The 13,690-nt window shown below is 40.6% G+C and carries 10 protein-coding genes; 8 read left to right on the forward strand and 2 right to left on the reverse strand.

Annotated features, from left to right (window positions below):
* Window positions 1–402 precede the first annotated feature (402 nt).
* Window positions 403–1,410: a rod shape-determining protein gene (locus IQ228_RS09660; protein WP_027402272.1), complete on the forward strand. Its 1,008-nt coding sequence runs from the start codon at window positions 403–405 to the stop codon at window positions 1,408–1,410.
* 339 nt (window positions 1,411–1,749) lie between these two features.
* Here IQ228_RS09660 and IQ228_RS09665 read toward each other — a convergent pair whose 3' ends face one another.
* Window positions 1,750–1,926, reverse strand: coding sequence for a hypothetical protein (locus IQ228_RS09665; protein WP_160170620.1), 177 nt, complete (start codon window positions 1,924–1,926; stop codon window positions 1,750–1,752).
* Window positions 1,927–1,936: 10 nt separating this feature from the next.
* On the opposite strand from IQ228_RS09665, the gene mreC reads away from it, so the two are divergent.
* The 3 genes from mreC to IQ228_RS09680 all read left to right on the forward strand — a co-directional run bounded on the left by mreC (window position 1,937) and on the right by IQ228_RS09680 (window position 5,924).
* Window positions 1,937–2,725, forward strand: coding sequence for a rod shape-determining protein MreC (gene mreC, locus IQ228_RS09670; RefSeq protein ID WP_027402273.1), 789 nt, complete (start codon window positions 1,937–1,939; stop codon window positions 2,723–2,725).
* A gap of 877 nt (window positions 2,726–3,602) precedes the next feature.
* The gene (locus IQ228_RS09675) at window positions 3,603–4,124 is read left to right on the forward strand and encodes an NYN domain-containing protein (protein WP_027402274.1); all 522 of its coding nucleotides are present in this window, start codon (window positions 3,603–3,605) and stop codon (window positions 4,122–4,124) included.
* A 207-nt stretch (window positions 4,125–4,331) separates the two neighbouring features.
* Complete coding sequence (locus tag IQ228_RS09680; protein WP_027402275.1) at window positions 4,332–5,924, forward strand: 2-isopropylmalate synthase; 1,593 nt, start codon at window positions 4,332–4,334, stop codon at window positions 5,922–5,924.
* A 58-nt stretch (window positions 5,925–5,982) separates the two neighbouring features.
* On the opposite strand, the gene IQ228_RS09685 is transcribed toward IQ228_RS09680, so the two are convergent.
* The gene (locus IQ228_RS09685; protein WP_027402276.1) at window positions 5,983–6,405 is read right to left on the reverse strand and encodes a DUF29 family protein; all 423 of its coding nucleotides are present in this window, start codon (window positions 6,403–6,405) and stop codon (window positions 5,983–5,985) included.
* Between the two features lie 174 nt (window positions 6,406–6,579).
* Between IQ228_RS09685 and IQ228_RS09690 the strand changes: the two genes are divergently transcribed.
* From IQ228_RS09690 to murI, 4 genes are all read left to right on the forward strand, one after another.
* Window positions 6,580–7,992 (forward strand): cation:proton antiporter, encoded by a 1,413-nt coding sequence (locus tag IQ228_RS09690; protein ID WP_039202542.1) that lies wholly within the window; start codon window positions 6,580–6,582, stop codon window positions 7,990–7,992.
* Between the two features lie 420 nt (window positions 7,993–8,412).
* Window positions 8,413–10,251 carry an N-acetylmuramoyl-L-alanine amidase gene (locus IQ228_RS09695; RefSeq protein WP_193962752.1) on the forward strand — a complete coding sequence of 613 codons (1,839 nt, stop codon included), beginning with the start codon at window positions 8,413–8,415 and terminating at the stop codon, window positions 10,249–10,251.
* A gap of 241 nt (window positions 10,252–10,492) precedes the next feature.
* Entirely contained in the window at window positions 10,493–12,358 is a 1,866-nt protein-coding gene (locus tag IQ228_RS09700; RefSeq protein WP_193962753.1) for an N-acetylmuramoyl-L-alanine amidase, read from the forward strand.
* 396 nt (window positions 12,359–12,754) lie between these two features.
* Entirely contained in the window at window positions 12,755–13,600 is an 846-nt protein-coding gene (gene murI, locus IQ228_RS09705; protein WP_027402280.1) for a glutamate racemase, read from the forward strand.
* Window positions 13,601–13,690 lie beyond the last annotated feature (90 nt).

Below are 13,690 nucleotides of genomic sequence, written 5' to 3' on the forward strand. Positions count from 1 at the left end.
GATTAAAAATATGTTAGAATCGCCACAGTCAACCCCAAAAAAAATTCAAAAAATACCTTATATCTAAAAAAAATTATACGGTTATACCGAGTAACCTTGAGAAGATGGAAGTTAAGATTCATGAAACTAAACTCAAGATTGACAAAAACTAAATAAAAAAATAGTCTAGTCTACTGGAGTCAGGGAACCGAATGTCATGGCATCTATCATTATAGCGGTATGCACTTGAATGAAATACATCATAGCTTATTGCTCGCTTGCGAGGAGTGGGTCGGGGTTATTGTATATCACCCAATCGAGAACCGCTATATTAACTCTTATGTTTGTAGTCAGAAGTAGTGTAAATAGGGGGCATAGAGAAGCGTGGGTCTTTTCAATTTAAATTTTCGTCCATCCTGGGATATGGGTATCGACCTCGGTACAGCCAATACCCTAGTTTATGTATCTGGTAAAGGAATTGTCCTGCAAGAACCTTCCGTCGTTGCCATTGATCAAAATCTGAAAGTGGCACTGGCAGTGGGGGAAGAGGCTAAAAAAATGCTCGGACGCACACCGGGGAACGTCGTTGCTCTGCGTCCCCTGCGCGACGGTGTGATCGCTGACTTTGATACGGCTGAGTTGATGCTAAAAAGCTTTATTCAGCGGGTAAATGAAGGGAGATCCCTGATGTTGCCCCGCATTGTTATTGGTATCCCCAGTGGTGTCACTGGAGTAGAAAGACGGGCTGTTATGGATGCAGCCACCCAAGCCGGCGCTAGAGAAGTATATTTGATTGATGAACCAGTTGCAGCAGCAATTGGTGCAGGACTACCAGTGGCAGAACCTACTGGTAACATGATTATTGACATCGGTGGGGGGACAACAGAAGTAGCGGTATTAAGTCTTCAAGGAACAGTAATCAGCGAATCAGTCCGCATTGCTGGAGATGAGTTAACTGAAGCCATTGCCCAGTATATGAAGAAGGTTCATAATCTGGTAATCGGTGAACGCACGGCAGAAGATATTAAGATTAAAATAGGTTCTGCTTATCCGACCGCAGACGATAGTGATAGTGTAATGGAAGTTCGAGGCTTACATTTACTGTCTGGTTTACCTAGAACTGTAACCATCAAAGGACCAGAAATTCGGGAAAGTATGGTAGAGCCTCTAGCGGTAATTATCGAAGCAGTTAGGCGAACACTAGAACGGACACCGCCAGAACTGGCAGCAGACATTATTGATCGTGGTATCATGTTGGCAGGGGGTGGTGCATTGCTCAAAGGTCTGGATACATTGATTAGTCATGAGACAGGTCTTGTTACCCATATAGCCGCCGACCCTTTAAGCTGTGTAGTGCTGGGAACCGGTCGCGTATTAGAAAACTTCAAGCAATTGGAGAGAGTATTTAGCGGGCGTTCTCGCAATATGTAGTAGTTATACTGAAAACGGTTGGTACATGGACTCTTGTAAAATCACGAAAACCCTAGATTTGTAGGGGGGTTTGTTAATGATCATTGGTGTCAACTTCAGCTACAAATGGCTTATTTGTTTGGCTGACAGACCCACCCTGAAATGATAGCGTCTATCATTCCCCGGCGGGCTATGGGTTTTACGTTAAGTTGACACCATTAAGCTCTTGCTTTACCCCTACCCGGAAAATCAAATAATTAAGCCGTCTTGGGTATAGTAAGTTAGGAATATATGGGTTCTGTATTTATTCATATAGCAGGAGTCATAAGTCAGGATTAAACCTGGCTTTGTACATAGGTCTTAATCGAGATTTTGTACCTCCTGACTACGCCATCTGATGTAACTATAGAACCCATTATTTTCAACACAAGTACACAGGAGTTGATTTCCAGATTTGCGGATGGCGATCGCTATAGGCATCAATAAAAAGTTACCAGACCATATCCCTACAACTCCTAAATAATTTATAAAATACATATAGGTTATTATGTTTACTTTAAAACGCTGGTGGGAATACAAAGGATTACAAATAGGATTATTAGCCTTAGTTGTAGGTAGTTCCTGGACACTCAGAGAGACAAAAGGAGCATTGTTACGGGAGATTTACCAAGGAATCACCGGACCGTTACAAATGCTACATTCAGGAGCAATTCCTGAACAAAATATTAAAGATGCAAGATTTTTAGAATTACAAACTCGCATCGTTGATTTAGAAAGCCAAAATCAGAAATTAAAAAATTTACTGGGCTATGTAGAGAAACAAACCTTGCCTCAGAAACCAACTATAGCACGGGTGATAGGACGCAGTGCAGATCATTGGTGGCAACAGGTGATTTTGAATCGGGGGACTGCATCAGGCATTCAAGAAGGTTCTATTGTCAAAGCCGATGGTGGATTAGTAGGTTTAGTAGATAGTGTCACAACTAATACTAGCAGTGTATTGTTAATAAGTGATTTAAAAAGTAAAGTAGGCGTAACTATCAGCCGTACCTCAGCTAAAGGAGTTTTACAAGGTGATGCTTCCACTGAAGGTGTGTTAGAGTTCTATGAAAAAGTCCCTAATGTCAAAATAGGAGACTTAGTATCTACCTCTACTTATAGTCAGAAGTTCCCGGCTGGTTTAGCCATAGGGAAAATTAAATCCTTAGATCTAAAGAAACTTCCAGCCTCAATCGCTAAAGTAGAGTTATTTCCGTCAATTAGGTACTTAGATTGGGTAACTATTTATCCTCAGTCAGACAAACAATATTTAGAAACTCCGAATGTGACTAAATGATGAATACAGCAGGAGTCAGGAGTCAGGAGTAAAACTGGCTTACTGTCTGGCTTCGAATTTAGATTTTGAATTTAGATCCTGTACCTCATTAATCTGCAATATGCTTGCTGTATGTGAGTGTGACTTAACCTAAGTAGGTGAACCGAAAAATTTAAAGGTATGTGAAGAAAAGTAAAATCGCCCAAAACTCTCTTCCTGTTCCCTGTTCCCTGTTCCCTGTTCCCTGTTCCCTTGCCCCAACGACAATTTTTAACGCCAACCTACTTACCTGTGTCATAGCAGAGCAGGTTGGTTGTCATAAAAATTTATATTCGAGGTCATTAACTTATTCAAACTGGTATCCTAGAGTATTAGTCAAATACTAGAGGTTTAGGTAAGTGGACAAATCTAAATTGAAACCTATACACAAAGCCCTTTTTACTCCTGACTCCTGCCTCCTGACTCCTGAATTCTGCTGTATTTAGGGTATCCTAGATGTGTATCCTCAATGGTCTTCTCTTGAAGTATTGATAATTCTCTTAAATTATTCCTACAGTTGAGGAAAGAATCTATTGATGAAGATTTAACTACCCAAAATCCTATACTGTACCTCTTTAGGAGTAAAATTGGATATTATCTAGTTCAGAATCCTGTTACTAGGTCAATTTTATTGCTAAATTTTGATCAGATAACATATTTACAACTCTCAGAGGTGAAACCAGTTAAATAATTCGGTTCTCTACTTGGATATTTTGTCCAAATTTTGGCTTTAAAAGAGGTAAGATAATGGCTATACATAATTATGTACCTCAAAGATATTAGCGAAATTACCAGTTGATAATTGCTATAATCTACTCTTCCCTCTAACATTCTTATCTATTATTAGGTGTAAATTTTTATGGGTTCTCCAATGAATCGTCTGTCTATTTTTGTAGACGGAAACAATATGTTCTATGCTCAACAAAAAAATGGTTGGTTTTTTGACCCCCGGCGCGTTTTAGAATATTTCAAATACGAACAGTCAGACACTACATTAATCAATGCCTTCTGGTACACTGGATTAAAAGACCCTCAAGACCAACGAGGTTTTCGAGATGCCCTTATCAGCTTGGGATATACAGTCCGCACGAAAATTCTCAAAGAATATTATGATGATGCTTCGGGTCGTTACTCTCAAAAAGCGAATTTAGATATTGAAATTGTCGTTGATATGTTTAATACAGTAGATCAATATGACAGAGTTGTATTATTTAGCGGAGATGGTGATTTTGAAAGGGCTATCGAATTATTGCGCTCCAAGAATACTCATATTACAGTAGTATCAACTGAGGGCATGATTGCTAGAGAATTACGTAATGCTACTGATAGATATATAGATTTGAATGATATTAGAGATAGAATAGAAAAAACTGATGGTTAACTTAACTTAGTATTTATTCACAAATCTCAAAGTTAAAAACTCTGATTTCACAGTTCCAGTTATTTGATCAAGCAAGAATTTAGGAATTAGAAGTCGGTGATGATTATAAATTCTCTAGGACTGACAAATCAAACCACGTTTGATTAATTCTAATTCCCTAATGTTCTTTTATTCAGCCCACTCTCAAAACTCACAGAGGTTAAGCTAATGAGCAAGCAAACCGATAGAATTATCATCTTTGACACCACATTGCGTGATGGAGAACAGTGTCCTGGAGCAACTCTCAACATAGACGAAAAGCTAGTTATTGCTAAACAACTAGCACGCTTAGGAGTAGATATTATTGAGGCTGGCTTTGCTTTCGCTAGTCCTGGGGATTTTGAAGCAGTGAGCAAAATTGCCCAAACTGTGGGGACAGAAAATGGTCCGGTAATCTGTAGTTTGGCTAGAGCCAAACATGATGATATCAAAGCGGCTGCGGAGGCTATCAAACCTGCTGCGAAAGGGAGAATTCACACTTTTATTGCTACCTCTGATATTCACCTGCAATATAAGTTAAAGAAAACTAGACCAGAAGTGGTGGCGATCGCTGAAGAAATGGTAGCCTATGCCAAAAGCTTCACCGATGATATCGAATTCTCTCCTGAAGATGCGGGGCGCTCTGATCCAGAATTTTTGTATGAAGTTTTGGAAAGAGCGATCGCTGCTGGAGCCACAACTGTTAATATTCCTGATACCGTAGGATACACCACCCCCAGCGAATTTGGGGCAATCATTAAAGGCATTACTGAAAATGTCCCCAACATTGACAAAGCCATTATTTCCGTTCACGGACACAATGATTTAGGTTTAGCTGTTGCTAACTTTTTAGAAGCTGTCAAAAATGGCGCTCGTCAACTAGAATGTACCATCAATGGCATTGGTGAAAGAGCCGGCAATGCAGCTTTAGAAGAGTTGGTAATGGCTTTGCACGTCCGGAGACAATATTTTAATCCCTTTTTGGGACGGGCTGAAAATTCCGAAGCATCACTCACCAATATTGACACCAAACAAATCTATAAAACCTCGCGTTTGGTTTCCAATTTAACGGGAATGTTGGTGCAACCAAATAAAGCCATTGTCGGTGCAAACGCTTTTGCCCATGAATCTGGAATTCATCAAGATGGGGTATTGAAAAACAAACTCACTTATGAGATTATGGATGCTCAATTAATTGGTTTATCAGACAACCAAATAGTATTGGGTAAACATTCTGGTAGAAATGCTTTTCGTACCCGCTTGAAAGAATTGGGCTTTGAACCATCAGAAACAGAACTGAACAAAGCCTTCGTCAAATTCAAAGAAGTAGCAGACAAAAAGAAAGAAATCTCTGATTGGGATTTGGAAGCGATTGTCAACGACGAAATCCAACAAGCACCAGAGTTATTCCGGGTAGAGTTGGTACAGGTTTCCTGTGGTAGTAATACTCAACCCACTGCTACAGTAACACTCCGCACTCCCGACGGAGAAGAATTAACTGATGCAGCCATTGGTACTGGTCCTGTAGATGCGGTGTACAAAGCCATCAATCGGGTAGTGAATGTACCGAATGAATTGATTGAGTTTTCCGTACAATCTGTCACCGGAGGAATTGACGCTTTAGGAGAAGTAACAATTCGCCTCCGCCATGAATCCCGTGTATTTTCTGGTCATGCAGCCAACACAGATATTATTGTAGCATCGGCTCAAGCTTACGTAAATGCACTAAATAGATTGTTTTCAGCCTTACAACAGGAAGTGAAGGAAGAAGTCACAGCATAGGCACATATATATCTAGATCCCCGACTTCTCAAAGAAGTCGGAGATCTGTGAATCTTGACTACTTTTGAATTAATTCCAGCGACTGAGATAAAACTTCTTGTTCATTGACCATAGCTGCTAATTCTTCTGTTTCATAACGTCCCTCATAAGCTTCTAGCGCCGCTCTTTTTAGTGCTACTTGATATCCTTGTTGGAGAATTTCCATTAATTCTCTTTGATTCAAGTAAACACCACCAGATTTGCGGCGCTTGTTAATTTTATTGATTTCCCGCACTGCATTTTCTATGGAAAGTTCCCAAGAACGGGTAGAACGTTTTTCGGCTTTTTGTTTGATTAGATGAATCAGTAGAATTACGCCATAACTATCAATTTTATTGATTTTATCACTGAGGCTCATTTCTTCTAATTCATCCACTAATAGTAAAGCTTCATTGATTTTTCCTTGTTCTAGGAGTTGTCTAATTTCTAAGAGTTCTTCCATATTAGATTTTTCGCTGTATATGAATGATTTATTTCTGTTTTAGCTGATCTTCTTCGCTAGTACCCTCTAAATTCTAAACTTAAGACCATCTAAAAGAAAAACCCCTACATTAGTTAATTAGAAATTCCTGCCAGAAAAAGGGTAAAAATAAAGAAATTGTTATTCACATAACCAATGCAGCTTATCAGTGCAACCGTTCCCATATTAGCCACAGCCACAGAAACCGCAGACAGTTCTATGGTATTAGCCGCTGTGCTATTAAGCTTAGTCGTAATTTACTTTGCCAGCAAAGTTGGGGGAGAATTAGCCAACAAAGTCGGTTTACCCGCAGTTTTAGGTGAACTTGTCGGGGGTGTAATTATCGGTGTCTCCGTACTTCATCTGTTAGTATTCCCAGAAGGTGGTACAGACGCTTCTAATTCCTTAATCATGACCTTCTTGCAACTCACCGCTGGGTTAACCCCAGAAGCCACACCCCAGGTGTTTGCAGCGCAATCCGAGGTGGTTTCGGTTTTATCAGAATTGGGTGTAATTATCCTTCTGTTTGAAATTGGCTTAGAATCCAACCTCAAAGACCTCATGGCTGTTGGTGTTCAAGCCTTCGTAGTGGCTACAGTTGGGGTAATAGTCCCCTTTGCAGCGGGTACAGTGGGATTAATGACCATATTTGGTATCACCGCTATTCCCGCAATTTTCGCCGGTGCAGCTTTGACAGCAACTAGTATTGGAATTACGTCCAAAGTGCTTTCCGAATTAGGACGGTTGAACTCCAAAGAAGGGCAAATTATTCTTGGTGCAGCCGTTATTGATGATGTCTTGGGAATTATCGTCCTGGCGGTAGTTGCCAGTTTAGCCAAAGATGGTGTAGTTGATGTCGGTAACGTCGTTTATTTGATTATTAGTGCGAGCGCTTTTTTAATTGGGGCAATAGTTTTTGGTAATGTCTTTAATAAATCATTTGTAGCGATCGCCGATCAACTCAAAACCAGAGGCGAATTAGTCATCCCCGCCTTCATTTTTGCCATAATCATGGCTTACTTCGCCTCTGTCATCCATTTAGAAGCCATTCTTGGGGCTTTTGCCGCCGGGTTAGTTCTCGAAGAAACCGACAAACGCAAAGAACTCCAAAAGCAAGTTATCCCCATTGCTGATATGTTAGTTCCCGTCTTCTTCGTCACAGTCGGTGCAAAAACTGATTTAGGAGTCTTAAATCCAGCCATTCCCACCAATCAAGAAGCCTTAATCATGGCAACTTTCCTGATTACAGTTGCCATCATCGGTAAAGTAGTGACAGGCTTAACAGTATTTGGTCAACCGGGGATTAACCGCTTGGCTATTGGTGTGGGGATGATTCCCAGAGGTGAAGTTGGCTTAGTATTTGCTGGTGTCGGTGCAGCTAGTGGTGTCCTCTCAAAACCATTAGGAGCAGCAATTATTATGATGGTTATTATTACCACATTCATCGCTCCTCCCCTGTTGAGATTTGTATTTCCAGAATCAAACGCCGCCACAAATTTAGACAGCAATTCTGGCAAAACATTAGCAGTAGAAATACCACCATCTCTCATCACCACAAAAGATGATTAGTAATTTGAATTTCACCTCAAATTCTGCTGTAAATCCCACAGAAGATAGTTGAAAATTTTCTCTGCTGTGGTTTCCACATTTACTATATAAGGAGGTTGGAAGAAACTTCTCTCATCCAATCTCCGTCTTCTGTAATCTTGAAACACTCTAATTTTAAAATGGTTATTATTTCTACCTTTAATTAAATTTACTTTTGGTTTTCTTTTGGTTTTATAAAACTTTCCTTGTTTCCCATTCTATTAGCCTTGATAATGTTCTGTATTCCTATTTTTTTTCAGACCAGTTTTTACAGATTGAAGATTTTTGTAGTAATTATAGAGAATACCCCGCCAAACTATGTCATTAATTGACAGTGGTGGGTGTTTTTTGTATGTGTTTATATTCATTATTAATTATTAATTCAGCTAAGGAGAAAAAACCGTGAAAATACAATGGTTAATACCTACTACCTTTGGTACTGTACTGATGCTATCATCGCCAACTTTAGCCGCAAAATTAGAATCTTGGCGATTTGATCGTCATCAAAATCTATTAGAAATTAATACAAATGGTGCTGTCAAACCACAAGCACAATTAGTTTTTAATCCCACTCGCTTAGTAATTGATTTACCAGGTGTTAAATTTGGACGTTCCCAATTAACTCAACAAATAGGCGGAGGAATTCGGGAAATTCGCATTGGTCAATTTGATAAAAAAACAACAAGAATAGTTTTAGAAATAAATCCTGGTTATACTCTAGATCCTCAACAAGTAAAATTTGTCGGTAAAAGTGCTAATCGCTGGACAGTGAAATTACCAAAATTAGAACTTGATGCCAACTCAACAGCTAGTAATACTAATAATAATTACAATCTAGTCGGCATAGACTCCCAGACGAAACCTGAATTTTCACCAATTACTAGAACTGCCAGCAGTAATAAAGGTACAATTCAACTCGAAAATTTGCAAATTACTGGTGATGGCTTTTTTATCCGCACTAATGGCGGTAATCCTCAAACTAAAATCATGAGAAGCCGTGATAAAAACACAGTATTTATTGACATTCTTAGTGCAACTTTATCACCCAATTTAACACAAGGAAATTTGGCAGTTAATAAACACGGTGTGGACAATATTGGATTTACCCAATTGCAAACAACACCAACATCTGTCCGCATGACGTTAAAAGTAGATGTAAATAGTCCTGACTGGCAAGTAACCTCCAGTAGCAGCGGTTTAATCATCCTTCCCTCCAGGGGAATGATAAATGCACCTAAAAATGAGAATTTTCCCCCTACCAGAAACAATAACGGCTCAATTTCGACAATTGAATCTATAGAACTTGCTGACAATGGCACACAATTATTAATTAAAGCCGACCAAGTTATATCCGCTACTACAGGTTGGGATAAAAGTTCTGGTTTGTTCCGTATCACCATTCCCAATGCCAAATTAGCCAACGAAGTCAAAGGCCCTACTTTTGATGCTAATAGTCCTATTATCAAGCTCCGTCTGCAACCACAACCGCCAAATACTGTAGTTATCTTGATTCAACCTGCATCAGGTATTACACTAGGTGTACCCAATCAAGTGGGAGATAAACTTCTGGTTCTAAAACTGCAACGATATCGTCAGATTAGACCACCCATGAATTTGCCCCCTTTATTACCACCCAGACAACAACTACCTGACCTCAAACCCAGACAACCACGAATTACCCAAAGGCGCGACCTTCGTAAAGGCAAAATAGTAGTTATAATTGACCCCGGACATGGTGGTAAAGACTCAGGGGCAATTGGTATCGGTGGAGTCCAGGAAAAAAATGTTATTTTACCAATTGGGAAAAGGATTGCAGAAGTTTTGGAACGAAACGGTATCCAAGTAATTATGACGCGAGACTCTGACTATTTTGTAACTCTACCAGGACGAGTGACAATGGCACAACAGGCCAATGCTGATGTGTTTGTCAGTATCCACGCTAATTCAGCCGGTGAGAGTCGTCCAGAAGTTAGTGGCTTAGAGACTTATCATTACGATAGTGGTTTAACACTCGCTCAAATTGTCCACAGTAAAATTCTGCAAAGTCTTAATGTCAGAGATAGGAAAGTGCGGAAAGCTAGATTTTATGTTCTTCGCAAAACTTCTATGCCCTCAATTTTAGTAGAAACCGGTTTCTTAACTGGTAGAGACGATGCTGCCAAACTGAGAACTTCAGCTTATCAAAATCAAATGGCCGATGCGATCGCTCAAGGCATACTTCAGTATTTAAAATCAAGATAAATAGTAATTTTTATCACCTGTTATCTGATTCATTACCAATACTAGAAAAATGAACTTGTTGACCAAATGGTAATACTAAACCGATTGTATGCTACAATCCTACGCCATTAGCCGTGTCTTACTACCAACACCAAAATCTTTTACTTGCACAAAGTTAAATTTGCAGCGGTGATGGTCTGAAGATTACCCCATAAGTCGAGATATTGACAAATCCCATCAATAGGAATCAGGAGAAAGGATTGTGAAACTACATTGGTTAATACCTAGCACTTTTGGAACGGTCTTCATCCTATCTTCGCCCGCTTTTGCCGCGAAATTAGAATCTTGGCGGTTTGATACTAATCAAAACCGCTTAGAGATCAACACATCTAGCCCTGTCCAACCCCAAGCCCAACTCATTTTTAACCCCACACGCTTAGTAATTGACTTACCAGGAACAGAACTTGGTCGTCCGTCCGTAACCCAACAAATTGGCAGCAAAATCCGCACCATTCGCGTCGGTCAATTTGATGACCAAACAACACGCTTAGTAATCGAACTAGCCCCTGGTTACACATTCAACCCCAAGCAAGTTAAATTTGTTCCCATCAGTGGCAAACGTTGGATAGTAGAATTACCACAACCGGAAGTTGCTTCTGAGCAGACTGGAGAACCATCATTACCCCCAACATCCGATAAATCATCTGAACCAACACTAGACCCCAGAAGTATTTACAACGTAGTCACTACCAACCGAATTACTCCATCTAATCGAGAAACCATCCCAGGGGTAGTGCAAATTGATAAATTGCGAGTTACAAGAGATGGGTTTTTTATTAGTACCAGTGGTGGCAATCCTCAACTGCAAATCAATCGCAGTCAAGATAATCGCTCTGTTAATATTGATATCATTGGCGCAGCCTTATCACCAAATATGGGACAACGGAATCTAGTGATTAATCGCTATGGAGTCCGTCGTGTCCAATTTAGCCAACTATCCAGCAGTCCATCTGCTGTTCGCATGACCTTACAGTTAGATAGTGCCAGTCCCAATTGGCAAGCATTAGCTAGTGGTAACAGTGGTTTTGTCGTCATCCCAGATCGTTTAGCTAAATTACCTGAGAATAACCAATCATCCGCACCATCACCGAGTGATTCCCCCGCAATTATTCAATCTGTAGAACTCGGTGGCAATGGCACACAATTATTAATTAGAGCAGACCAAGCCATATCTGCCACCACCGGCTGGGATAGAAGCTCAGGTCTATTTCGCATTACCATTGCCAATGCTAAATTAGCTAATCAGGTCCAAGGTCCGGATTTTACTAACAATAGCCCGATTCTTAAAGTCCGTCTCCAACCCCAATCTGATAATACTGTAATTGTTCTTGTTCAACCTGCATCTGGCGTTAGCTTTGGCGCACTAAGTCAAGTTACATTCCAACTATTGGCACTACAATTACAAACTAATCTCCGCGCTCAACGTCCTCCAATCATACCACCTGGATTTCCTGGATCACAAAATCCTCCAGGTTCTAGTACACCACCCCCGCAAACAAGACCTCAGCCCCGTCTACCAGTTCCTAATGGCAAAGTTTTAGTAGTTATTGATCCTGGACATGGGGGTAAAGATTCTGGCGCTCCTGGGCTAAGTGGTTTGCTAGAAAAGGATGTTGTTCTACCCATTAGTACCAAACTGGCAACAATTTTAGAACAAAATGGTATCCAAGTTGTCCTCACGCGAGATGCTGACTTTTTTGTGGAACTGCAAGGAAGGGTGGATATAGCCAAGCGTGTTAATGCAGCTTTATTTGTCAGTATTCATGCTAATGCTGTAGATAATAGACCTGATGTCAATGGTCTAGAAGTTTATTATTACGACAGAGGCTATGCTTTAGCTGATACTGTGCGACAAGCCATTCTCCAAAATATTAGTACCCTCAAGAATCGAGGCACTCGTAAAGCTAGATTTTATGTGCTGAGAAAAAATACTATGCCTGCTATTTTAGTAGAAACAGGCTACATGACCGGTCGGGAAGATAATCCCCGTTTAGGATCACCAGAATACCAAAGTCGTATGGCTGAGGGCATAGCTAGTGGTATTCTGAATTATTTAAAACAAAGATAATTATCGTCAGTTGTTCTTTGTCAGTTGTTCTTTGTTTTTTCTTGACTACTGACCACTGACCACTGACTACTAACCACAAGAGGAACGCGGTAGCGTTGGGAGCTTCGGGTCTTCAGTCCGAAGGGGAAAACGCACACGGGCGAATTGATTGCCTTCAATATTCGTGATACAATTAAATTGTCACTAAAGACATAAAAAGCTACCGCGGGACTCTCGGAAAGTTACGCTTGTCAGATATGATTTCGCCCGCCAGGGCAAACGAAATCAGGGCAAGAACCCAAATATTTAAGGAACCCTGCCTGAAACTGGGATAACTGAGGGATATAGACTGAAACTCTCTATAGAATCTCCGCGTCTTTAGACCGGAGAGTGTCAAAATCAAAATTAATATTTGCTGTGTATTCATCTTCTATTTTTGATACTTTTTCCCCCCAAGAACCTCAACGCGCTCCGATTGGGGTATTTGACAGTGGAGTTGGTGGACTAACCGTATTGCGACAAATTTATCAACAACTTCCCAATGAATCAATTATTTATGTAGGGGACACAGCCCGTCTTCCTTATGGTATTCGTTCCCAAGCAGAAATACTCCAATTCGTCCGAGAAATCCTCCATTGGATGCAGCAGCAACGGGTGAAAATGGCAATTATGGCTTGTAACACCAGTTCGGCTCTGGCATTAGATATAGTCCGTCAAGAGTTTAATTTCCCGATTTTAGGGGTGATTCTACCAGGTGCAAAGGCAGCAGTCCAACAAGGACAACGGATTGGTGTCATTGCTACTCCAGCTACGGCTCAAAGCAACGCCTATCGTCAAGCTATTTTAGAAATTCAATCTAATGTCCAAGTCTGGCAAGTCAGTTGCCCAGAATTTGTCCCACTCATTGAACAAAATCGTATTCACGACCCTTATACCATTGAAATAGCCAAAACTTATCTAGAACCTTTGCTTCAGAAAGAAATAGATACTTTAGTTTATGGCTGTACCCATTATCCCCATTTGTCGCCCATCTTGCGATCGCTCCTTCCCCAGCAAGTCAAGCTAATTGACCCAGCAGTTCATGTCGCCGCCGCTTGCTCTCAAGAATTAGATATACTAGGGATTAAGAATACTCATCCACCAATGCCTACCCGCTTCGCTGTCAGCGGTTGTTCCCAGCAATTTACCCAATCTAGCTTACAATGGTTGGGCTATACCCCAATGGTAGAACAAGTATGTTTTGCTGATACCGTCCTTTCTTAAAGCCCAGAAGTAGGGCCTGCGCCCAAAAACTATTAGTCTGTCAACCCGAAAATGACGGGTGAAGGCAAGTAGGGGGGTAGGGGGGGTAGG

Source organism: Dolichospermum sp. LEGE 00246 (genome assembly GCF_015207865.1).
Lineage (GTDB): Bacteria > Cyanobacteriota > Cyanobacteriia > Cyanobacteriales > Nostocaceae > Dolichospermum > Dolichospermum heterosporum.